Source organism: Candidatus Amarolinea aalborgensis, assembly GCF_900491745.1.
Classification (GTDB): Bacteria; Chloroflexota; Anaerolineae; order SSC4; family Amarolineaceae; genus Amarolinea; species Amarolinea aalborgensis.
This window is the reverse complement of record NZ_UETR01000031.1, coordinates 13,456-36,359: the sequence shown is the minus strand read 5'-3', so window position 1 is coordinate 36,359 and position 22,904 is coordinate 13,456. Positions and strand designations below refer to the sequence as shown.

The 22,904-nt window shown below is 62.8% G+C and carries 15 protein-coding genes and 1 riboswitch; of the genes, 5 read left to right on the top strand and 10 right to left on the bottom strand.

The genetic code is table 11. The features are described 5' to 3' along the window. The 3 genes from ACPQ6D_RS20210 to ACPQ6D_RS20200 form a co-directional block, all read right to left on the bottom strand. On the bottom strand, positions 1-654 hold a 654-nt coding region (locus ACPQ6D_RS20210; protein ID WP_423226163.1), incomplete at its 3' end, for a hypothetical protein. A gap of 53 nt (positions 655-707) precedes the next feature. Next, positions 708-2,900 (bottom strand): prenyltransferase/squalene oxidase repeat-containing protein, encoded by a 2,193-nt coding sequence (locus ACPQ6D_RS20205; protein ID WP_423226162.1) that lies wholly within the window; start codon positions 2,898-2,900, stop codon positions 708-710. Positions 2,901-2,952: 52 nt separating this feature from the next. Next, a complete protein-coding gene (locus tag ACPQ6D_RS20200; protein WP_423226161.1) occupies positions 2,953-3,969 on the bottom strand; it encodes a prenyltransferase/squalene oxidase repeat-containing protein in 1,017 nt (338 codons plus the stop codon). 176 nt (positions 3,970-4,145) lie between these two features. Beyond that, positions 4,146-4,267, bottom strand: a riboswitch (cobalamin riboswitch). A 257-nt stretch (positions 4,268-4,524) separates the two neighbouring features. On the opposite strand from ACPQ6D_RS20200, the gene ftsH reads away from it, so the two are divergent. From ftsH to ACPQ6D_RS20180, 4 genes are all read left to right on the top strand, one after another. Beyond that, the gene (gene ftsH / locus ACPQ6D_RS20195; RefSeq protein WP_423226160.1) at positions 4,525-6,510 is read left to right on the top strand and encodes an ATP-dependent zinc metalloprotease FtsH; all 1,986 of its coding nucleotides are present in this window, start codon (positions 4,525-4,527) and stop codon (positions 6,508-6,510) included. A 187-nt stretch (positions 6,511-6,697) separates the two neighbouring features. Then, positions 6,698-7,435, top strand: coding sequence for a PspC domain-containing protein (locus tag ACPQ6D_RS20190; protein ID WP_423226159.1), 738 nt, complete (start codon positions 6,698-6,700; stop codon positions 7,433-7,435). 140 nt (positions 7,436-7,575) lie between these two features. Beyond that, positions 7,576-8,103, top strand: a complete 528-nt coding sequence (locus ACPQ6D_RS20185; protein WP_423226158.1) for a LiaI-LiaF-like domain-containing protein — start codon at positions 7,576-7,578, stop codon at positions 8,101-8,103. Positions 8,104-8,263: 160 nt separating this feature from the next. Continuing rightward, positions 8,264-8,482, top strand: a complete 219-nt coding sequence (locus ACPQ6D_RS20180; RefSeq protein ID WP_423226157.1) for a hypothetical protein — start codon at positions 8,264-8,266, stop codon at positions 8,480-8,482. Between the two features lie 3 nt (positions 8,483-8,485). Here ACPQ6D_RS20180 and mutM read toward each other — a convergent pair whose 3' ends face one another. From mutM to ACPQ6D_RS20155, 5 genes are all read right to left on the bottom strand, one after another. Continuing rightward, positions 8,486-9,298 (bottom strand): bifunctional DNA-formamidopyrimidine glycosylase/DNA-(apurinic or apyrimidinic site) lyase, encoded by an 813-nt coding sequence (gene mutM / locus ACPQ6D_RS20175; RefSeq protein WP_423226156.1) that lies wholly within the window; start codon positions 9,296-9,298, stop codon positions 8,486-8,488. Positions 9,299-9,460: 162 nt separating this feature from the next. After that, positions 9,461-10,366, bottom strand: a complete 906-nt coding sequence (locus tag ACPQ6D_RS20170) for an SWIM zinc finger family protein (RefSeq protein WP_423226155.1) — start codon at positions 10,364-10,366, stop codon at positions 9,461-9,463. Continuing rightward, the gene (locus ACPQ6D_RS20165; protein WP_423226154.1) at positions 10,363-13,974 is read right to left on the bottom strand and encodes an SNF2-related protein; all 3,612 of its coding nucleotides are present in this window, start codon (positions 13,972-13,974) and stop codon (positions 10,363-10,365) included. The genes ACPQ6D_RS20170 and ACPQ6D_RS20165 overlap by 4 nt, the downstream gene beginning before the upstream one ends. A 44-nt stretch (positions 13,975-14,018) precedes the next feature. Next, complete coding sequence (locus ACPQ6D_RS20160; protein ID WP_423226153.1) at positions 14,019-15,572, bottom strand: class I adenylate-forming enzyme family protein; 1,554 nt, start codon at positions 15,570-15,572, stop codon at positions 14,019-14,021. Between the two features lie 383 nt (positions 15,573-15,955). After that, positions 15,956-19,732 (bottom strand): hypothetical protein, encoded by a 3,777-nt coding sequence (locus ACPQ6D_RS20155; protein WP_423226152.1) that lies wholly within the window; start codon positions 19,730-19,732, stop codon positions 15,956-15,958. A gap of 384 nt (positions 19,733-20,116) precedes the next feature. Between ACPQ6D_RS20155 and ACPQ6D_RS20150 the strand changes: the two genes are divergently transcribed. Then, positions 20,117-20,749 carry a sulfite oxidase-like oxidoreductase gene (locus ACPQ6D_RS20150; protein ID WP_423226151.1) on the top strand — a complete coding sequence of 211 codons (633 nt, stop codon included), beginning with the start codon at positions 20,117-20,119 and terminating at the stop codon, positions 20,747-20,749. Between the two features lie 127 nt (positions 20,750-20,876). Here the strand turns inward: ACPQ6D_RS20150 and ACPQ6D_RS20145 are convergent, their stop codons facing one another. After that, positions 20,877-21,605, bottom strand: coding sequence for a hypothetical protein (locus tag ACPQ6D_RS20145; RefSeq protein WP_423226150.1), 729 nt, complete (start codon positions 21,603-21,605; stop codon positions 20,877-20,879). 43 nt (positions 21,606-21,648) lie between these two features. Next, positions 21,649-22,320, bottom strand: a complete 672-nt coding sequence (locus ACPQ6D_RS20140) for a MerR family transcriptional regulator (RefSeq protein ID WP_423226149.1) — start codon at positions 22,318-22,320, stop codon at positions 21,649-21,651. Positions 22,321-22,904: the final 584 nt, after the last annotated feature.

Sequence of the window (22,904 nt, the reverse complement as noted above, 5' to 3'; positions counted from 1 at the left end):
GACAGGCGTTAGCGTGGGGGTGGCGCTGGGCGTGGACGTAGCGGTTGGCGCAGGCGTCGGCGTGGCGGTTGGCAGAGGCGTTGGGGTAAGCGTAGGAGTAGCCGTTGGCGCGGGCTGGCAGATTTCAGCCAGGGTAATGACCGGCGGAGGCTGCGCGCTGTTGGTCGTGCCCGCGCCCCAGCGCCAACCATCCACCTGACCATTGGTCAGCACAAAACTGCTGGCGCCCAACGACGAGTAATCCCAGGTGTTGTTGGGTTGGAGATGCCAGTAGGACCAGTAGACGCACGCCAGCCCCTGGCACTGGCAAAAGCAGTCTTCGATGGGGAAGCTGCAGCCGTCATTGTTGATTTTGCACACGCCCGCGCCCATCCCCGTGCTGGTTGCATCGTAAATGACCTGCAGACTGGGGACGTTCTGCAGCAGCTGCAGCCCGCTGATGGTGTCTGTGTCGAAGTTGACGCAGTACGTCTGCACCTGGTTGGCGCCAAACTGCACGACCAGGCCGGCCTGATGGCTCAGCGGCCGCGCGGCCGTCTGGTTGACGCCCAGTCCGCACGCCAAGGCCAGGAGCAGCCCAAAGAGCAGTCCGCGTACGACGGCAGGGCGCATGCAGCTAAACAGGTGCTGGGGGAGATGATGCAGCTTGGTCATGGTTCATTCTCAGACTTCGGAAGTCTGCGAGACTTCCGAAGTCTATCCTGCAACTACCGCCGGATGCCCGGGTAATACCACGTGGCGCGGCGGGCCAGTGGTTGCGCGCGCAATGCCGCCGCAGGCGCCGCTTGCAGCGTCGCGTACAGATCATTGGCGCCGCTAAATCCGACAAAGCCGCCGTCCTGGCTCTGCAAAGCCAGCAGCGCATCAAGCGGCGTGTATAGAGTCAATGTGATCTGATTGGTCGCCGTCATGTGCCGACTCCAGGCCCATCCGTCGGGGTTGTCCCCCGCTGCGCGCAGCGCCTGCACTACGTAGGCGGTCGAATTCACATCGGTGGCTTCACAGCCGGCATAGCCGCAGGGTTTTTGATAGGGAAAGCCGCCGTCTGGATTCTGCTGCTGGCGCAGAAAAGCCAGGCCGCGCCGCACGGAGGGCGCCTCGGCTGGCTCGCCGGCCGCCAGCAGGGCTTGCAGCGCCACGGCCGTCGTGTTCGTGTCGGCGCCCCATCCGCCGCCGAACTCCCATCCACCGTTGGTCAGTTGACGTTGGCGCAGCCATGTGCGGGCCAACCAACGGCCCGGGGCATACTGCGCGGACAGCGCCAACAGGCCAAAGCCGTGGTCATACAGGCTGCTCCCGATTTGGCCGCTGTGATGATCGAAGGCGTCGAGCACGCGGCCGCCCACGTTGACGCCGCCAAAACGATTCGGCGGCCGGTCGGGCTGCGCCGCCAGCAGCGCCAGCGTCAGCTTGCCCGCGGCGGCCGTCGAGGAAAGGGTGTAAGTCATGGCCTGGGTCGCCAGGTAATCGAGCAGGCTGGGGCCGCCGTGCGTCCAGGCGGCGGGATCTTGCCCGCCGCTGACCGCGGCAAAGACGGCATCGGTGCTTTGACCGGGGCCGCCAAAGCTGCCGTCTGTTTGCTGCTGGGCGCGCAGCCAGGTCAGCGCGTGGTCGAGCGCGACCTGGCGGCCGCGCAGCGGCAGCGGTTTACCCACCAACGCCGGTAAGGCAGACACCGTTGAAAAGAGATCATTGGCGCCGCTAGAGCCCGCAAAACCGCCGTCCATGCTCTGCTGCACCAACAAGGCCTGCAAAGGCGTTGTGCTGCTGATAGTCCAGCCCGCGGCCAGCGGATTGTCGGCTGCGGCAATCAATCCTTGCATCGCCAGGGCCGTCGAGCTGACGCTGGTTGGATAAGGCGCCTGGTACGAGAAGCCGCCATCCGCGTTCTGCTGCGTGTGTAGAAACGCACGCGCTTGGGTCAGGGCCGGGCTATTGAGTGGTTCGCCGGCCGCGACGAGCGCCTGCATCACCAGGCCGGTGCTGTCCACATCGGCCGCGTCGCCCGGCAGGAAGCCCCAGCCGCCCGCGGTCGTTTGTACGGCCAGCAGGTGGCCGGCCGCGCCGGCCGGAAGCGGCGCCTGGCTGGCGTGCAGGGCAAGCATGGCATACGCCTGGTCCCAGTTGCTGGCGCCGAAGCGGCCGCCAGCGCCTGCGAACGTCGCCAGCCGGGTTAACAGGTTGAGGCCGCCAAAACTGGTGGGGTTGGCATCGGCCGCGCTGACGGCCAGGATCAATTTGCCCGTGGCGGCGGCGTTGCTGGCAAATGCGGCGGCCTGGGCGGCCAGGTAATCGAGCGCGCTAGGCCCGCTGCCTACGCGCCAGTCGGTCGCGTTTTCGTTGACCGCGGCCAGGGCCAGTACACCGTCGGCCGTGGCGCCCACGCCGAAACCGTGGAAACTGCCGTCGGCCTGCTGCTGTGTGTGCAGCCAGCCGAGCGCGCGCTGCACCGCGAACTGCGTGTAGGCGGCTGCATCGGGCGGCTCTCCCTGACTCCAGCGCCACCCGTCTACATCGCCATCGTGAAGCTGATGCTCAGCCGCGCCCACGGCGGCGAACTGCCAGGCGCGGCCGTTCCAATGGAAATAGGACCAGTAGTAACAGGGGTCGAAGGGCGCAGGGCAGCCGCAAAAACAGTCCGCGCTGGGGCAGCCGCTGCCGGCAATGCTGCACACCAGGGCGCCGCTCAGTTCCAATGAAAGGCCAGCGCGTTGCAGGGCCTGCAGCCCCGTGATGGTTGGCTCAGAAAATGTCACCGTGCGCGTTTCAACGCGGCCGTCTGGGTATTGAACGACAACGCCGACGGTGTTGGGAGTGACCGGCGCTGCGTTCGTGGGGATGGCGGCTGCGAAGAGGGCGCAGGCGATGAGAACAAATGATAAACTGCGTCTTGAAAACATAATCCTTCCTCAGGCTTCTTAGACTCCCGACGTCTCGCAGACTCCGGAAATGTTAGTATCGAGCGACGAGGGGCAAAAAGACGCGCGCGGGCGGCAGCACATCGCCAGGATACGGGCGCAGCAAGGCATCCAACGCATCCAGAGTTGCCATCAGTCGTTCACCGGCGGCCGTCGCCATGAAATTGAAGCCGCCGTCAGCCGCTTGCAGCGCCAGCAGGGCTGACAATGGTGTTTCTTGGCCGCGCACAAACGGGGCCGCCAGAGGGTTGCGGCCTGCGGTGAGCAGACCAGCCAGGGCCAGCGCGGTTGAATTGCTGTTGGTGGCGCCGGTCGCGTTGAGACTCCAGCCGCCATCCGCGTGCTGTGTGGTGGCCAGGAAATTGACAGCCGACATGACGGTTGTGCTCGTGATCGGAACTGCGGCGAGGGGCAGCGTCTCCAGAATGAGACCGGTGGTGTCCACCTCATCCAGGGGGCCGCCGATGCGCCACTCCCAGCCGCCTGTGGGATGTTGGAGGTTGAGGATGGCGGACACGGCCGGCGCCGGTACAGGTTGCCCCGCCAGGCGTAGGGATTGCACGGCCAGCGTGTGGTAGTAGAGGTGGCCGGGATGGTACAGGCCGGTTGATGGGTTGTAGTAGTTGGACACACGCGCCACCAGGTCAACGCCGTTGACGTGATGAACATCCTGGCCGGTTGCGGCAACGGCGCGCAGGAACTTGGCCGTGCGGCCAGCGTCTGTCAAATAGGCGGGAACCTGACTTTGCAGCGCGTCCAGCGCGCTGGCGCTGCCCGGCTGCCAGGCTGGCCCATCCGGGTTTTCGCCTGCGCGACCAATGATGTAGACAGCGTCGGCCGTGCGCGCGCCAAAACTGCCATCGGGCTGCTGCTGGGTGTGCAGCCAGTTGAGTGCGCGCGCCGCGGCTGCCATCCGTGCGGGCCATGTGTTGCTTGTGAGCGCAGCGCAGCGTTCGAATGGTTCAGCGCCATGGACGTGACATTCGCTGCTGAGAGCGGGCGCGGGACTTTGTGCGGCCACGGCGGGCGTCAGCGCGACTGTCACGGTCAAGATCGCCAAAACGAGACAGGAGAAGACGGCGCGAACCAGATGGCGCGTGCGGCGCCGCGGTGTGACGTTTGCCTGTGAACCACGGTCTAACAGGCAAGCAAATAAAACACCCTTGTCGCATGACAAGGGTGACAGATCATGAAGATTCTTCATGCCCCGCCCCTTTCGCTCGAAGGTTCCAGAGCGGTCATCAAGCGGGTATTCTGGCTTCCATGATTCAATCATTGTTTCATGGTTACAGTTGCGGCACAGCACCGGCTTCACACCGGTTTCCCCCACATGGCGCACGACAGAAGTTCCTGCCGGCGCTTGTATGACCCTGCTAGGTTGTTGAGTGAAGTCAGTATAGCATGGGGTGGGTATGTTGTCAAAGGTCTGTCGAGGGTAACTTCTGGTGAGCGGCTGCGCTGACCTTGCAGCGAGGCGCGAGGCCAGGCGAGTGATTGTAATCTAAACAGCTAGCGCATTTAGTGGGTCTCTGGTATAATGCCCCCACGGTTTTAGACGACCGCCGTCAGGCATGTCAACTCACTTTGGCCTGGCGGGGAGGACTTCGTGAACGCGAATTGGACGAAGAACGGTTTCGTATACTTACTCATCTTGGTGGCTGTGGTTGCGCTTTTTTTCAGCTTGTTTCCACAAACCAGCCAGGTTGAAACGCAGGAAATTTCTACGATTGCCGAATGGATCAAACAGGGTAAAGTAGCATCCGTGTCCATTGTCGGCGACGAGGTGCGCGTGCGCCCGTGCGTAGAGGGTCAAAATGCAGTCGAAAAGGCCTGCAAGGCGAGTGATCAGGTGGTCATTTCGCGCAAGGAGCCGACGCCTGGTCTCACAGAACAATTGATCAGCCTCGGCGTGACGACTGCGCAGCTCAACCTGATTGATCTGCGCGTGGAGCCGCCAAGCGATGTGGGGAATTGGCTCACCTTCCTGGGCAGCCTGTTGCCGCTGGTCTTCATTGGCGCGCTCTTCTTTTTCTTGCTGCGCCAGGCGCAGGGCGGCAACAATCAGGCCATGGCTTTTGGCAAGAGCCGCGCGCGCATGTTCACCGGCGACAAACCCACCGTGACGTTTGCGGATGTGGCCGGCGCCGATGAAGCCAAACAAGAGCTGCAAGAAGTGGTTGAGTTCCTCAAGGAACCGCAGAAGTTTGCCGCACTGGGCGCGCGTATCCCCAAGGGCGTGCTGATGGTGGGCGCGCCTGGCACGGGCAAGACGTTGATGGCCAAGGCCGTGGCGGGTGAAGCGGGCGTGCCCTTCTTCTCGATTTCCGGTTCGGAATTTGTCGAGATGTTCGTGGGCGTTGGCGCCAGCCGCGTGCGCGATCTCTTCGAGCAGGCCAAGCGCAACAGCCCTTGCATCATCTTCATTGACGAGATTGACGCCGTGGGCCGCCATCGCGGCGCAGGCCTGGGCGGCAGTCATGACGAGCGCGAGCAAACGCTCAATCAGATCCTGGTTGAGATGGATGGCTTTGACACGGACACCAATATCATCGTCGTGGCCGCCACCAACCGGCCTGACATTCTTGACCCCGCGCTGCTGCGCCCCGGTCGTTTCGATCGCCAGGTGGTCATGGATCGCCCTGACATGAAGGGGCGCAAGGCCATCCTGGAAGTGCACGCCAAGGGCAAGCCGTTAGGCGCCGACGTTGACCTGGAGTCGCTGGCGCGCCAAACGCCTGGTTTTGTGGGCGCTGACTTGGAGAACCTGCTCAACGAGGCCGCCATCTTGACGGCGCGACGCAACAAGCGCAAGATCGGCATGCCTGAACTGCAGGAAGCCGTGGAGCGGGTGATGGCTGGGCCAGAGCGTCGCAGTCGCATCATCTCGGACCGTGAGAAAGAGATTATCGCCTATCACGAGGCCGGCCATGCGTTGGTCGGGCATATGCTGCCCAACTGCGATCCGATTCACAAAATCAGCATCATTTCACGCGGCATGGCGCTCGGCTACACGATGTCGGTGCCTGAGAACGACACTGTGCTGAAGAGTAAGACCAAGTTCGAAGATGAATTGGCCATGGCGCTGGGCGGCCGTGCGGCCGAGGCCCTGGTCTTCACGGACATCACCAACGGCGCCGCGGGCGATCTGGACCGCGTGACGAAGATGGCGCGTTCGATGGTGACCCAGTACGGTATGAGTCCCAAACTCGGCCCGATGGTTTTCGGTCGCAAGGACGACCTGGTCTTCATGGGGCGTGAAATCAGCGAACAGCGCAACTACAGCGAGGACGTAGCTGAGGATATTGACCGCGAGGTGCGCCGTATCGTGGATGACGCCTATCTCAGAGCCAAGGCGATCCTGGCAAACTATCGCGACAAACTAGACTTACTCGCCAAGACCTTGATCCAGAAGGAAACCCTGTCGCACGATGAGTTCTTGGCCCTGCTGGCTGACTTGCCTGCGCCGCTTCCGCAGGCGCCGCGCGGCGCATCGCCAAGCAGCGCTGGGGCATCCTCAACCCCGCGGCCGGCCGATGACCGGCGCGACCCCCGCGGGTCGCTGCCAAGCGCCCCGGCGCCTTTGCCGGCCTGAATCAGTTCATTACCGCCGCCTGAAAGCCCTTGCTGAACATCAATCAGCGAGGGCTTTTGATTTCGCGCGACGCAACTTTGTTTGGCGGTTGTGCGTATTGGACTCTGAGTGCATCAAGACACATTCTGCGCCGAGTTGACACAGCCGGCGCTAATGACTATCCAATAGATGTGCAAGGAGTATGACGATGAATCAGCAACCGCTTATTATTGACGCGACACCCAATCATGAATCGCGGCGTCTCTATCGCTCACGAACGGAACGCCAGGTGGCTGGCGTGGCCGGCGGCCTGGCCGAGTACCTGGGAATTGATCCAACCATCATCCGCATTGTGTGGCTGGTTTCGATTCTTTTTGGCGGAGCTGGCGCCCTGGCTTACCTGGTGATGGCGATGGTGCTGCCTGAAGAAACAGCCGAGCATGCGGCAAACAAGCCGGTCGCCGCACAGCGCGGCGCGGCGCTGCGCGCATGGGCCGGTCGTGAAGGCAACCGCGGCCTGCTCTGGGGCGGCATCCTGATCGCTGCGGGCATCCTGTTCCTGCTGAGCAATTTTGACGTGATCCCCCTGCGCGCGGTGTGGCGCACCTTCTGGCAGTTGTTCTGGCCGGCCGTGCTCATCGGCATGGGGATTATCCTGCTCCTCGGCATCTCTGGCCGCGGTGTTGACTGGAAGGGCGTCATTCGTGGGGATCGTTCGCTGGCGCGCAGCCGCCGCAATCGCATGATCGGCGGCGTTTGCGCCGGCCTGGCCGACTACCTGGGACTTGATGCCAGCCTGGTGCGCATCGTCTGGGTGATCGCATCGCTGTCCACCGTGGGCCTGGGCGTCATGCTCTATATTCTGGCGTTGATTGTCATGCCCGAAGCGCCCGAAGTGGAAGCAAGCGCCCCGCCTGTGCAGACCACGCCTGGAACCAGCATCTGAACTTCGTGCGCCAGGGCAAAGAGTGATCACCGTTGCCCTGGCGCATTACCTTAAACGTCCTCAACTCCCGGCGCCTTGGACTACCGAACTGGTTCGGCGCATTCTCAAGTCAATTCTTTCGCAACAGAGGGGGGAAAACCATGGAATCACAACGTTCACGGCCAATCATACCAGCCATCATCCTGATCCTGGTTGGCGTTTGGTTCTTGCTGCAAAATCTCAAGGTCCCTGGCGTGCGACTGGAAGCCTTCTGGCCGGTTTTCTTAATTATCGGCGGACTGGCGCTCATTGTCCGCTACTTTACCAACCAGGCCGCCAATCCCGATGACCTGGGCGGCGCTATTTTTATGACATTGCTCGGCGTCTTCTTCCTCGGCTGGTACAATTTTGGTTGGTTTGGGCAGGATTGGACCGTCGCTTGGCCGATTTTTCCTTTCCTGGTCGGCGTCAGCAGTGGGATCAATTGGCTCCTGCATTGGCGACGCTGGGGCCACCTGTTGTGGGCGTTCGTTGGCCTGGCAGTGGCTGCTGTCGGTTTTGCCTACACCACCGGCAGAATCACCGGCGACATCGCCGCACAACTCGCGCGTTTATGGCCCGTCTTCATCATTCTCGCCGGCTTGGGCTTTCTCCTCCAGGGATTAATCAGCCGCAACAACGACCGCTGATTGCGCTTCTCATTCGATGTCCAAACAGGCCGCTGCATCACACGCCGCGGCCTGTTTGATTGTCTTTGAGAGTCCGGTGTATAATCCATCCGTACGAGGTCCGAGCCTGAACGGAAGCATGGATGCAGGCGCGACGTGTAGGAGAAAAGAGCAAAACCACATGAAGAAGCTATTTGGATTTTTGGTGGGCATTGGCTTGGGCATGGCAAGCGGCTACGTGGCCGGCTTACTGCTCACGCCCGCGTCTGGCGAAGACTTGCAGACGCAGGTGCGGAATCGCATCAACCTGGCGCTGGAAGAAGGCAAGAAAGCCGCCAGCGCGCGCGAATCAGAATTGCAGGCGCAGTTCAGCGCCGCCAAGCGCACGCCATTGGCTTAAGAATCAACGCTGGCACTGCGGGCAGAAATGGGTGGCGCGCTGGCCGATGACAATGCGCACGATGGCGGCGCCGCAGCGCAGACAGGGTTTGCCGGTGCGCCGAAAAACCTGGTGGCGTTCCTGGTTTTCCCCTTTGCCGCCGCCCGGGCGCTGGTAATTTTGCAGACTGCTGCCGCGGTCGAAGATGGCCTGCGCCAACACCTGGCGCGCCACGCTGTGGATGCGCGCCACGTCATTCATCTGCAGATCGCGGCCCGGTCGCCGGGGATCAATGCCCGCGGCAAACAAAATTTCATCGGCGTAGATGTTGCCAATGCCGGCAATCAGGCGCTGATCGAGCAGCAAGCTTTTGATCGGCGCTTTGCGTCCGACCAGGCGCGCAGCCAGGTGTTGTGGGGTGAAGTCAGGATCGAGCGGCTCCGGCCCCAATGGGCGCAAAACCGTCGCGGCATCGGCCACCGCGTAAACCCGGCCGAACTTGCGTTGATCGCGAAAGAAGAGACGCTGCCCTGAATCGAGCGTCAACACCAGGTGGGTGTGCTGATCAGGCGCGGCCTCTGGGCCAACCACATGTAATTGGCCCGTCATGCGCAGGTGAATGATCAGCGTCTGGCCGTCAGAAAGTGCAAAGAGCAAATACTTGCCGCGCCGGTCAGCGCCCATGATCTGACGGCCCGCCAGGGCTGCCTTGAGCTCGGCGGCCCGGGGCGTCGCCACCGTGCGCTCCCACCGCGCCTCCACATCCACGATGCGCCGCCCCACCAGGTCATGGCGCAGTTCACGTACAATCGTTTCTACTTCCGGTAGTTCAGGCATGATGTTTCCCTGCAAGCCAGGCGCCTGCAAATCAAAGACGCGACGAGGGCCAGCGCAGCATGTTGGCGGCTGCCAAAGCATCTGGAACCATTTGCCGCGCGTCCAACCAATAGGCCGCGGATTGCCTGTTTTCATCCACGCTTATGCCCCCGACATGAATAACTAGGACGTCGGCGGCTCCTCTTCTTCCCCAAAGGCCAGATCGAGGGCCTGGCTCGTCACCGCGGCGTAGGTGCGCGTCAAAGCGATGTTCATTTCGTTGGCTTCCTGGCCCAGCGGCGGCGCGCCCAGGCGCTTGAGCAGCAGCGCGCCTACTTCTGGCGCGACAATGCTGACGGTGAAATGGTCTAAGGCCGCGCCTTCCTGCCAGAATGATGCGATAAGCTCATCCAGCGGCCGGCCATCGGCCGGTTTATCGGCCGCGGTCGCAGCGCTGGCCGCAGCCTCTCCCGCGCGACGGGTGCGCAGCGCGCTCAAGACTTCTTCGCGCGTGCGTCCGCGCAGGCGAAAAATCAGGAACGGATCCTGGTCGAAGCGCTCACCGAGCAGGTAGAAGACCGCGGCCAGGTGTTTGCACGGGTTGGCCGCATCCGGGCAGGAGCACGTGGTCGTCAGATCGTGGCGGGTCTCAGGAAAGAGCGAGACTTTGGCGGCTTTGAAGGCCGTCTCGACATCGCGCGGCATTTCGCCGTTCAGCAGACTGGCGGCAAAGATGGCCTGGCCGGCCAACGCTGTCAGCACGCGCTCCCATTCCTGGTTCGTCAGCTGCCCCACGCTGATGGCAATCTTGTAGGGGGCAGGTCGGGAGCCTTGCACGCGGGCGCTGACTTTGCCCGGCTCGATGTTGATCTCCAGCACCTGCCCTTTGCGCGCATAGCTGCGACCGCGCGCCAGGCGGCCGCTGTCCACCAGGCGCTCCAAGGCCGCAATCCAGCGATCGGCCCACCAACTCTTGGCAAACGCGCCCGTTTGATGCTCCGCGCGGATGCCGTCAGCCCGCAATGGCTTCGATGGCGCGAAGTAGCGATCATCATCGTCGAAGCGTGACGACGCGCGGCGTGGACTCATGCTCCCTCCTCAACCGAGACGGCATCCTGCCGCAGCACCAGCAGATCACGCAGTTGCGCGGTGGAAAGCTCGGTCAACCACGACTCGCCCGCGCCGACGATGCTGTTGGCCAGGTCTTTCTTGCTCTCGATCAGCAGATCAATTTTCTCTTCCAGGGTGCCCGCACAGACGAACTTATGCACCTGCACGTTGCGCTGCTGCCCGATGCGGAAGGCGCGGTCGGTGGCCTGGTTTTCGACGGCCGGATTCCACCAGCGGTCGAAGTGAAACACATGGTTGGCCTGCGTCAGGTTCAGGCCCACACCGCCCGCCTTGATCGAAAGCACGAACAGCCGCGGGCCGTCGCCGCTCTGAAACAGCCGCACCATCTCGTCGCGGTGACGCGCCGGCACGCCGCCGTGCAGAAAGAGCGGTTCTTCGCCAAAGGACGACGCCAGGTGCTGCACCAGCATCTCGCCCATCTCGTAGAACTGGCTGAAGATCAGCGCGCTGTCATTCACCGACAGCACCTCTTCCAGCATCTCAGACAGACGGTTGAGCTTGCCGGAGCGGCCGGCCAGCTCACTCGTCGTGCGGTCGCCCAGGAACTGCGCGGGGTGATTGCACACCTGCTTGAGCTTCATGAGCGTGGACAAGACCAGGCCGCGGCGCTGCATGCCGTCCGCTTCCTCAATCTGCCGCAGCGAATCTTGCACCACCGCTTCGTACAACGTCGCCTGCTCCGCGGTCAGGTTGCAGAAGACCTTCATCTCGTTCTTCTCTGGCAAGTCCTGAATGATGGTGGGGTCTGTCTTCACCCGGCGCAGCAGCAGCGGCTGCACCAGGGCCTTCAACTGCGCGGCCGGTTCGGGCTGATGGTAACGCTCGATCGGCAGCGTAAACTTGCTGCGGAACGCTTGCTGCGATCCCAAGTAGCCGGGATTGAGAAACTCCATGATGGACCACAGATCGGTCAAGCGGTTTTCGACCGGCGTCCCGGTCAGCGCCAGCCGGTGCCGCGCGGCCAGGCTGCGCGCGGCCTGCGCCTGCTTGGTGGCCGGGTTCTTGATGTTTTGCGCCTCGTCCAGGATGACATCGCCCCATCGGACTTTCCCAAGCAGTTCACGGTCGCGCGCGAGCAGGCTGAAGCTGCTCACGACGATATCGGCCTGTTGGCTGGCGGTCACGAAGTCCTCGCCGCTCAAGCGGTTGGCGCCTTGGTGCACCAAGACGCGCAGCGAAGGGGCAAAACGCCCAATTTCGCGCTCCCAGTTGCCAACCACCGAGGTCGGGCAGATCAGCAGCACCGGGTCAGGCTGCGGATTTTGCTCACGGCCGTGCAAGACCATGCCGATTGTCTGAATCGTGTTGTGGCACAGGATGCCATTGGCGACAAAATTGTGATGCCCGGAGATCTCCAGATCGTAGACCCAACCGGCATACGGCGCCGTTTCGATGGCGGTGATCGGGCTGAAGGTCGTAGGCTCATCAAACCCGTCCGCGGCGGTCGGCGCAACGCCATCCGGTGCGGCTCCGGCCCAGGAGACGCACCGGATGGCATCGCCGGTGTGCAGATCGTTGGTCCAGCCCTGGCGCGTCAACAGACGATGGCGGCGGGTGATGGTCACATGGCAGCCGTTGGCCAGGGTCACGCGGCGCAGCGGCTCATCCACGAGCTGGCGATAGAGACGCTGCACCGGTGCGGCCGCCAGGCGGCCATCGGTCTCTTGCCGGGCCTGGACGAGAAGCGGCGCGCGCGGCTGCGCCCAAAAGCCTTCACCGTCGAAGGACGGCTCACCCGCGTAGGTCTCCCACAGCGCCTCGGCCGCCAGCCCTGCGCCGTTGACCGTGATGAGCGTATCGGCGCTCAGGCACTTGCCCAGCCCCATGTCATCAGCCAGGCAGCCGCTGAGGCCGACGCGGCGCAGGAAAACCAGCCAGGCCAGCCCGCGCGCCTGGTACGGGCGCAATGCGCCGACGAAGCCAGCCGGCGCCGGCAGCGGCTCCAGTTGATCGTGGCGCTTGAGACCCTGGAACAAGTCCTTTAGCCAGCCATCCAGGGCCACATCCGTGATGGGCAAGCCATCCACCGCACTCTGGGTGCCGTCGCCCAGCGTCAGACGCATGGCCTCCAGGAGGCTCAACTCCCCCTGCGCGCGGCGCTTTTCCCAGAAACGGATCGCAGCTTCCACCTGCTCAGGCCGAAATTCAACCCATTGTCCGCGAATCTGCACCAGCGGGCTTTTGAGCGCGGCCAGGCGCGCAAACTCCTCTTCCGTCAGTGGCTCCTCGCCCAGGGCCAACTGCCAGTCGTACTGAACCACCTTATCAAACGAAAGCAATCCGCTGGCCTCGCTGGCCGTCTGTTTTTGCTTGAGCTTCAGGCGCACACCCAGCGCGGCCGAGCGCTTCTGCCACCAGGGCGGAGTCAAAATGCCGAACCCGCTCTGTTCGAGCAGCGGGGCCGCCTCGCGCAAGAAAGTGTAGGCTTCGGGCGTGGTCAGCGCCGCACTGCTCGGGCGGGCATCCCGCAGGGTCGGTTCGAGAGGCGGAAAGAGCCGCGCGGCCTTGGCCAATCCGGTGAGCAGTCGCTCCTGCGGCTGCACCAGGCGGCGATTGAGCAGGGTCAGCGTGCTGCCGGCCTCCTGCCAGACCTGCTCAGCCGGCACTTGCAGGCTGGGGTCATCCGTGGCCTGCAGCAGGTAATGCACGGTCCAACTGCGTTCGCCGGGCGCGGTGACGACTGCGGGTGTTTGGAGCTGGAACGACACGCGGAAGCCGGCCGTGGTCGCTTGCTGCAAATCTTCCAGCCAGCGTTTGACCTGCCCCACCAGGCCGCTGATTTGGAAGTTCGCGCCGCTCACCAGCGCCTGGGGGCTGAACAAAGCGTCAATCCACGCCCGCACCGGGCCTGATGCCGGGCGTCGGGGCAGCGCGCGCTGCATGGGGCCAGCCCAGGCCCGCACCTGTTGATCCACCCAGGTAGTCAGCGCCGCGGTGAGCAGGCTCAACGGGCCAGGCGGCTGCCAGGCGGCGTTCGGTGCGCGCAGGCTGCGACAGGCCGGCGGCATGGCGTTCACCAGCCATTGGAAACGCGCCTGTTCGTCGGCGTCCACCCAGGCGGCTTGCCAGCGCGCGGCCACGGTATTGCCCGCCTCCTCCAGGGTGGGAACATAGCGCTGGCGGGCCAGCAGTTCCAGGGCAAAACGCGCCGCGGCAATCCAGAAGCGCAGGTCTGCGCCCAGGGTGATGCCAGGCGCGGCCGCGGCCGGCCATGTCACCAGGGCGCTCAGGGCAGCCGGCGCGTTGAGCGCCAGGCCGTCAATCACCCAATCCGTCAGGGTTGGTTGCGCATCGCTTTCCACGCTCGATGCGCGAGACGGCAACGGCTGTCCGTTGAGCGTGGGCAGGCGCGCCAGGGCGCTGCCTTTGCTTACGCCGCTGCCCGTGCTGAGGCGCGCGGCGCGCAGCAGCTGCGCCGCAGGCGCCTGGGTCGGATGCCCCTCTGGCGTGCGCGGGGCCGCGCGACGGCGCCCTTTGCGACCGTCCGCGTCGGCCGCGATCTCACCCCAGAGGAAAAATGTCTCCACCCTCTCTGCGGCCAACCAGGATCCATGTAGGATAAGCATTGATTCCACACCATCCAAACCGGCGCCCAATCGGGGCCGGAGGCTTACACCCGCTGCGCCAGGGTCGCCTTGTCCACCTTGCCCGCGATCGTCAGCGGCAGGCTGTCAACGATACGGAACTCAGCCGGGGTCTTGTAGCGCGCCAGGCCATGGCGGCAGTGCACGCGCATCTCCTGCACGGTCAACGTGGCGCCGGGGCGCGGCGCGACAAAAGCGACGCCCACCTCGCCCATGACCGGATCTGGCTTGCCCAGGCACGCGCAGAAGGCGACCTTGGGGTGCTCCGCCAGGTAGGCTTCGATCTCCGCCGGATAGACGTTGAAGCCGCCGGTGATGAACATCTCTTTGCGCCGGCCCACCACCGTCAGATAGCCGTGCTCATCCAGGCGGCCAATGTCGCCGGTGTAGAGCCAGCCGTCGGCGCTCAGCGCAGTGTCGTTGTCCGCGGGGTTCTGCACGTACCCTGTCATCACACAAGGCCCGGCCACGGCGATCTCGCCGTCCAGGCCTGGCGGCAGCGGTTGGCGCGCGGCGTCCACGATGCGCACCTCAAACTCAGGCGCGGCGCAGCCGGCCGAGCGAATCAGCGTATCCACGTCGTCCGTCGGCCGGGTGTAAGTCACCATGCCCGCGGACTCGGTCAGGCCGTAGCCGTGGACGGTGACAGGCGCCAGGGTGGCGAGGCGGCGCATGATCGCCGGCGGCGTGGGCGCGCCGGCCACAATCGTCATGCGCAGCGATGACAGGTCAAACTCGCCCAGGTTGGGCAGCAAAAACTCCAAAATCCACATCGTAGGGACCTGGCCCAGAATCGTCACTCGCTCCTGCGCCGCCAGGGCCAGCGTGTCGGCCGGGTGAAAACGCTCCAACATCACCAGGGTGGCGCCGGTCAGCAGCGCGCCCACGGCGATGAGCGCCGCGCCGCTGACGTGATTCATGGGCAAGTGCAGCATGAGGCGGTCGCTGCTGCAGAACCCGAGATGGCGCACCTGCGCGGCGATGTTGCTGATGATATTGGCATGGCTGAGCCGCGCGCCTTTGGGCATGCCCGTGACGCCGCCGGTGAAGACCATCAGCGCGCCGTCGTCTGGCTGCACCTGCGCCTGACGTGCGGCCAGGGTCGCGACCTGCGCGGGATGGGGCTGGGCGATGAGGTCAGCAAAACAGCCGGCGGCGTCGGCCGCGCCCGCGCCGATGATCACGGTGTGGCGCACGCTGGTCAGGCTGGGCATGAAAGGCTGCAGGCGGGCCGCGGCGTCTGCTTGCAGCACCAGGACGGCCGGTCGCGCCAGGACGGCCAGGCGGCTGACCTCCAGCGGCGTGTACTGGCTGTTGAAGCCGGCCAGGATTGCGCCGCAGCGCATGGCGGCCAGGTAAGTGATGATATATTCTGGCCGCGTGGTGCATTGAATGCCGATGCAATCGCCGCGTTCGATGCCCAGGGCGATGAACGCCGCGGCCAGGTTGTCCACCTGCTGCGCGAGCGCGCGCCAGGTGAGCCGCGTGCCCTCAAACACGATGGCCTCCTGGTCAGGCCAACGGGCCGCCGTGGCCGTCAGGACGGCGCTCAGGTTAGTTGCTGCTGAATCAGCGAGCATCGGTCATTCCTGCCAATGCGGGTGTCGGGGCGCCTGCATTGTACGGCGAACAGCCAGAAGGGTCAAACCGGTCAGGCGCCTGTTCAACAGAAAAGGCCATAAAGTGGTTCGCAAGGGCCAAACAACCCCAAAAGGCTTGAGTAACCGCTTCCTCAAGCCCCTGAGCAGATGCTGGACTAACTTAGGACTTACGCAATAGTGGCTCCTAGCCGGTCTGCGACCGGCGTCATAGGCTCAAATGCGTCGTTTCGAGTGGTCAGACGGGGGTCGCAGACCCCCTGAGAGCTTGGGTGCGTAAGTCCTATAACTGAATAGCTTGTGAAGGTGCGTTCCACTGCGAAACGCTGGTTTCGTTTTGGTTCGTGAACTCGAAACGCAAGTGCTTAGGGAACCAATGGGAACCAGCGCGCTTCAAATGATGGCAGTCCGAACAGGTTGGTCTTGTAGATGCCGCCATCTGTTGCAACCCACAAGGCGCCGCTGGTCAGGCCGCGTCGCACCAACAGTGACGTGACGCCGCCGGGCAGGGGAGCGCCCAGGGGTTCCCATCCGGGCGGGCTTGCGCGCCAGATATATACACCACCATTACACAGACCTACAACCAACAAATCCCGATCTGCGTCCAGGGCACACGCGTGTCCGTTCGGCAGGCGCCGGTTGAACTCAGTCCAGGTAACGCCCAAGTCAGTGCTACGCCAGACGCCGCGTGGTTTGGTGGCCGCGTAGAGTATGGTTCCACCCCCCTCATTCATGGTAACCAGGCCAACCACACTCTGTATTCTCACCGGCGCACCAGTCAGAGTCCAGTTTTGCCCATGGTCATCCGAAAAGATCAGCCCGCCGTCGCCGCCAACGAAGAAGCGGTGCGCTTGTGCGCCCCGATTCACGATCAAGGCGACCTTGGGGTACGGCGGCAGCACAGGTAGATCCCTAACCTGCCAGGTGGCAAGCCCATCCATAGAAACGGCCACTCTTGCGTCACCACGCGAGCTGTCAGTGGCCCTCCACGCAAAGAGAGCAACACGGCTGTAGACGAAATCAGGCGCAAAGGCAGCCGCTGAGGTATCACCATAATCTAGACTTAGCCAATCACCAATCTGCCGCCAGGTTCGCCCGCCGTCGGTCGTTGTGGATTGGTACGCAATCGCTGTACCGTCCAGTTCGAAGTTGGGAGATTGCGCGAATGCTGAATGGGTTGGCATTTCCATCTCATTTCCAGGCAGCCAGTCCCAGGTATTCCCATTGCGGTTCTCAAACAAAATGCCGTTCGCCGTGGCGGCCCAGGGACTGGCTGCCTCTCCGAGCAACCTCGTCACGGCGGCGCCGGGCATCCCCTCGATGACGGGCTGCCAGGTCGCACCGCCGTCCGTGGTCATTGTGAAACCATCTCCTCGCCCCTCTCGGCTGTGCCAGATGCGCCGGCTCGTTGCGTAGTCTGGCGCAAAGGCGATGAACGCCAGCGAACGGTCATTCGATGGCGCGCCGAGCAGCATCCAGTTTTCTCCTCCGTCAGTTGACATGTAGCCTTGTTTCGATGTCCAGATGGCCAGCGTATGATCGGTCGCGTAGGAAGGCGACAAGACAAGTCCGCGCCACGAGTCATTGTCATTAGGAAGACCATGAGCTGCCACTGGGTGCCAGGCGATACCGCCATCGGTACTGCGGCTGAGTTCAGGGAGGTAGGACAATGCGAAGGCGGTCTGATCCTGGGCGAAGGTTGGTGAGAACGTGGGCCATGACCCGCGCGTGCCTGTTGGTTGCCACGAAAGCCCGTCGTCCGTTGAGCGCAGGATCTGATTTTCATAATCTACGATCAGTAATATGCGTGCGCCCTGGGCGTTTACTGCAACCTTGAGCCTATCAATGTGCCGACCGGCCAGGCTGCGTAGTTCCCAGGAGTCGCCACGATCGGTGGATCGCCAGAATCCCGAGCCATAGGCTGCCGCGAACAGGATGCCGTCATCGTCAAACGTCGGTGAAGCGGCGATGATCTTGGGGCCAAAGGCAATGGCGTCACCGAGGCGCGTCCAGGTTTGTCCCATGTCGGTGCTGCGATAGGCCGTATCGGTCCAAGTGCCACCAGTTACGAGCGTCGCAGCGCCTGCGTATAGGAGCCCTTGATAATACTCGAGCGGCAAGTTGAATGTTTGACGGCTCCAATGGATGCCATCCAGGGAACGGGCGAACTGCTGGCGACCATACCTGACAAGGATGGGACTCGGCGAGCCAATGGTGGGCGGAAGCGTCAATTCGAGCGGTGCACTGCTTCCCACCGGGCCTTGATCTTGCCAGGCGACTGGCGCCGGCGGCAACGGCGTTGACCAGGTTGTTGGTGAAGGCAACGGCGCGCCCGGCGGCAACGGGCCATCGGGTGCAAAAACCTGCAGCCGGTTATTTTGAGTATCGGCGACCACAATCCGGCCATCGCGCAGCGCAATCAGCGCCTGAGCAGCGGCCAACTGGCCCTGGCCGCTGCCGAAACTACCAAAGGCGGACAAATACTGACCGCTCTCGTTGAAAATTTGCACCCGGCTGCTGTAGACGGGATCGTGATGGGGCGCCTGGTCACGGTTGTCGGTGTCCAGCACAAAAATGCGCCCCCGTTGGTCGGCTGCCAGGGCCGCCGGATAGGCAAACTTGCCCGGTTCGGGTGCTGTTTCTGCCTCACTACCCCATGACGCGGTCACGATGCCCCGAAAAGTTGTGCCGCGTACGAAAGGTGCGTAATATCGTTGCAGGCGATACAATTGGCCCGTGGATGTCGGATCAATGTCTACAAACCCTGACTGTGAAGCCTCGTTCATCCACTCATTGAGGTAGACACCGTCCAGGCTGCTCTGGATCGTGATGCCATTGCTAAGCATATTGAACAGGAAATCGCCAGTAATCGTGATGGCAAATGGACTGGCTGTTGTGAAGCTGTGGAAGAAAGATGCATTGAAGGTTGCATCGAAGCGACCATCTACAAAGCGGACAATGCGGTCACGGTATGCGCTGTCCAACACATAAAGTCGCCCCCATCCATCTATGGCAATGTCCTTAGGGAAAACCAGGTTCCCCTGACCTCCCACGGGCGTGAGAGTTCCCAGGATATTGCCGGCGCTATCCAGATGGCGGATACGTCGCACAAAGCTCTCCAACACGTAGAAGGTTCCATCAGGCGCGGCCGCCAGCCGATCGGGGCGATCGAACATCAAGGAAGTTCCCCTCCCCCAAGCATCCAACTGCTGGCCCGCCCAGTTGTAAACCACCACTTGTGGAGCCGATGTCAGAATAACCACACGATTTGCCGTAACCGCTAAGCCGAGCATCCAGCCTGTCACAGGAAAACTATCCAGGAAGACGCCCGTCGTGCTGTAATGAAAGACGCGCTCCGTTTTCACGTCATGCACCCAGAGGCTGCCGTCCGGCGCGCAGGCCAGGTCTCCTGGTTTCTCGATGTAACCTGGCTGTCCCGTTTCACCACCGATTCTAATCAGGGCGCCATCCAGGCTAACTCGATTCACTCCACCAAATTGAGATGGGTAGTAGAACTCACCAGCCGCCCCGACAGCAAGCGTCAGGCCTCCTGGGTAATCGAGTTGATGGTACGCTTCGAAGGCGCCAGTCGCGCTGAAGCGCGTCACGCGGCCGCGTCGCAGATCGAAAAGGTAAGTCCGCCCGGTAGGCGAGACTCCAATGGCTGCTGGCTCAAAAAGAGAGTCATCGTCGAACCCACCTGGGCGTCCCACACTACGCACAAAGGCGCCCGATCGGGTAAATACTTGACCGCGACTGTTATGATAATCCGCCACGTAGACGCGGTCTCCGCCGACGGCAATCCCCAGTGGGAGATAGAATTCGCCATTTCCGTTGCCCAGACGGCCAAACGCGCGTACAAAAGTGCCGTCAACCCTGAACACCTGAATGCGATGACTACCTGTATCGGCCACGTAAATGTTTCCGTCCGCGTCGGCGGCGATGGCCTCTGGGCGATAAAATACGCCGACGGGCGCTGCATCACCCCACGTGGCAACCCAATGATAGCCAGCATCATCTCCGGGCGCGAGGGCGGGCGCTGGAGCAGTAGACGCTGGCGCATCTTCTTGCGCTTTGGTCGGCCCCATGGGCGCGACCAAGCTGATCATCAAGAACACAACTACCATCAGATGACGTCGCATCGTTTCCTCCTTCATGACATCAATTGTGCTGTGCGAAAAATGGAAAGTCATGCAGTTGCCGACGCCCTATGATCCGGGAAACCAAGGAGCCGGCGTTGGAAGGGGTGCGGCGACTGACGTGTGGTTGCAAGTATTATAATCGGTTGGCTCAAAAAAGGAAAGATCGTGACGACGCCCTAAGCGCAACGGGGCGCCGGCAGCGGATGCACTTGTGCGATGGCTCCGATTCTTCGCCCCTGTAGTCTCAGGGCCTGTGACCGGCCGTGCCGGCGCTTAGTCAAAGTATTTGCACAATGTAACGAACGCGTTTGAACCTGGACTATGCCGACGGATGCCTTCTGATGGGCGATCCGGTCGCCTTGGATCATGGATGGGAGACAGTTTATGTGGTTTGATAATCCGTTGAGAAAAGTGGAACGCCTGAAGAAAGCCAATGTGCCGGCGCGGTCGCCGAACGAGCGCGTGCCGCCGGGGCAGGTGCTGTCCGAGCGCTTCCCGGTGCTGCACTACGGCAACGTGCCGCTGTACAAGGACTTGTCCAAATGGGATTTTCGCATCTTTGGCCTGGTTGCCGAACCGGTGCGCCTGACCTGGGAGCAGCTGATGGCCTTACCGCGCAAAACAATCACGGCCGATATTCACTGCGTCACGCGCTGGAGCAAGCTCGACACCACCTGGACGGGCGTACCCTGGCGTGAGGTGTTGAAGCTGGTGCAGGTCAAGCCTGAGGCGACGCATCTCATGGAGCACGGCGAGAATGGTTTTACGACCAACATCAGCCTGGAGATTCTGGCCGAGGACCCCGACGCCATGCTGGCCTTCGAGTACGATGGCAAACCGCTGACGCCGGAGCACGGCTACCCGCTGCGCATGTTGGTGCCCACCAAATACTTTTGGAAGAGCGCCAAGTGGCTGCGCGGCCTCGAGTTCATGGCCGGCGACCGGCCAGGCTTCTGGGAGCAGAACGGCTATCACATGGAAGGCGACCCGTGGCGCGAAGAGCGCTTTGGGTGGTAGGATGCGGGACGTGAAAACAGCCCTCAGCGACTAATGGTCGTCGAGGGCTGTTTTTTTTGTGCGTCAACCCAGGCGCTGGCGATGAGGTCTCAGCTCGTCGGGTCAACCCGCTGTGGTTGCCCCGCAATCAAGGCGACCATGCACGGCCGCCGGCGCCCGAAATGGGGCTGCGCCTGGCCTCTGGTCGCGTGGTCATGACGACGAGAAAGCCGATAAACATGACGATCGCGCCGAGCAGCTCGCTGAGGTAGAGGAATTCCGGCCGGCCCAGGCGTGTGAAGACGCCGCCAAACGCCGGCGCGAGACCGCCGATCGCAATCAGCACATTGCCGATGACCCGGTTGGGCAGCACGCGCTTACGCCAGAAAAGCCAGGCCGAATAGATCGCGCCGCCCACGAGACCGAGCGTGCCGTAGATGTTGAAGGGAATCGTGAGCAGGCGCACACCGCCCGGCGGCATGATTTGCTTGTACTGCGCGCTGACCGCAACGGCGGCCGAAAAAGCGCGGCCATCCAGCGGGGTGGCCAAGGTCCGCCAGACGGCGTAGACGGAGCCAATGGCTAACACGGCCATCAGCGCATGCGCCAACCAGACCGGTTTGCGCACGAGCAAATAGACCGTGCCTTGCCCCAACCAGGCGGCTGTCAGCAGCGCACCGCCAATGTACCACAGATGCAGCCAGGTGGGACTCCAGCGCAGGGAGAGATAAAACTCGGCAAAGGTGCCGAGGGAGTATAAAACCAGGCCAATACCCCACAACAGCAGATGCGCGCCGCCCCGGTAGGCGTAACGGTAGAGGACAAAGCCGGCAAAGGTGAGGGCGACCAGGGTGGAAATGAGCGACAGCCAGTTCATAAGATGCTACGGACCTCCTGAAGCTGAAGATGGGGTGATGGATTCATGTGGGGCGACCGCCAGGCGGCGTCAGGCGTGCGGATTCATAGGCATCCAGGGCGGCAAACAGGACTTCGTCCATGAAATGCTTGAGGCGCGACTCGATGCGGGCGAGATCCGCGTCCGCCTGACCCGTCGGCGGATGGCCGCCGCGAATGGCCTGGCTCATGGATTCGCGAAAGAAGAAGAAGGCGCGCGTGGTGTCAGCCAGTGAAAGACCCTGTTGGGCCGACGTGGCGCCATACTGCGCGCCGATCTGCCGACCTTCGGTCACAATTTCCTCCCGTCCTCGTTCGCGCACCAGGTATTGAATCGTCAGCGCCAGCAGGCGTTTGCCCGATTCACGACGCTGGCGGCGCTCTGTCTCGTCGGGCGTCGTAAGCCAGCGCTCGCCATGGGAGGCTTCCTGCGCCAGGTCGGCCCGCGTATGCTGCAACATGCTGCTGGTAAGGGCTTCTGCCGCCGGCGTCGGCATCAGCGTACGCCCGCTGTTCAAGAAACGGCGAATGTCCGCTTCGGCAAAGCGGCGATGCCCGCCAGGCGTGCGAAACATCTGAATTTGACCGGCATCGGCCCAGGAGCGCAAGGTGGTAGGGTGAACGCCGAGGAGGCTCGCGGCTTCACTCAAGGTCAGCCAATGCGGTTGTTCTACGGTTGTCGTGACTGCGTCGTGCATCGTAAAACCTCAGTAAATCTAAGAGAATTTTAGTATATCTTAGCGGTTTGTCAAACAAGGGCACAGCGTACGCCCAACCAACGCTGCCCGATCGTGAACGGATCGGGCTACGAGGTCGAAGGCCCTATCGGGCCTGACCGCCCGGCAGGGGCGTGCACCTCGTAGCCGGATGGCGTCTGGCCTCCGGCGGCGTTGGTGGCCGCATAGCGCATGCGCAACCAACGCCGCCCGACCGTGAACGGATCGGGCTACGAGGTCGAAGGCCCTATCGGGCCTGACCGGGAGGGGCTTGTACCTCGTAAATGCGCCCGCCTGGATGGGGTGCATTTCAATTTCGGGGCGTGGCCCACGAAGGGTGGGCTTGGCAGTGGTTGCCGCGATTTCAATCGCCCGACGTCCAACCCGCTTCGCCGTTAGCGGCTCGACCGAGCTCGCCGAGGTCTCAGCCGAACGGCCCCGTTTGAAATGCACCCGTCGGGCGGCCGTCGCTGGGCGGATGTCTGGCTCAGATGGACGCGGCCGCCGGATCGCCGGAGATGAGTCCTCCGGCTACGAACGCCCGGTGACGGCTGGCGATGTCCGGC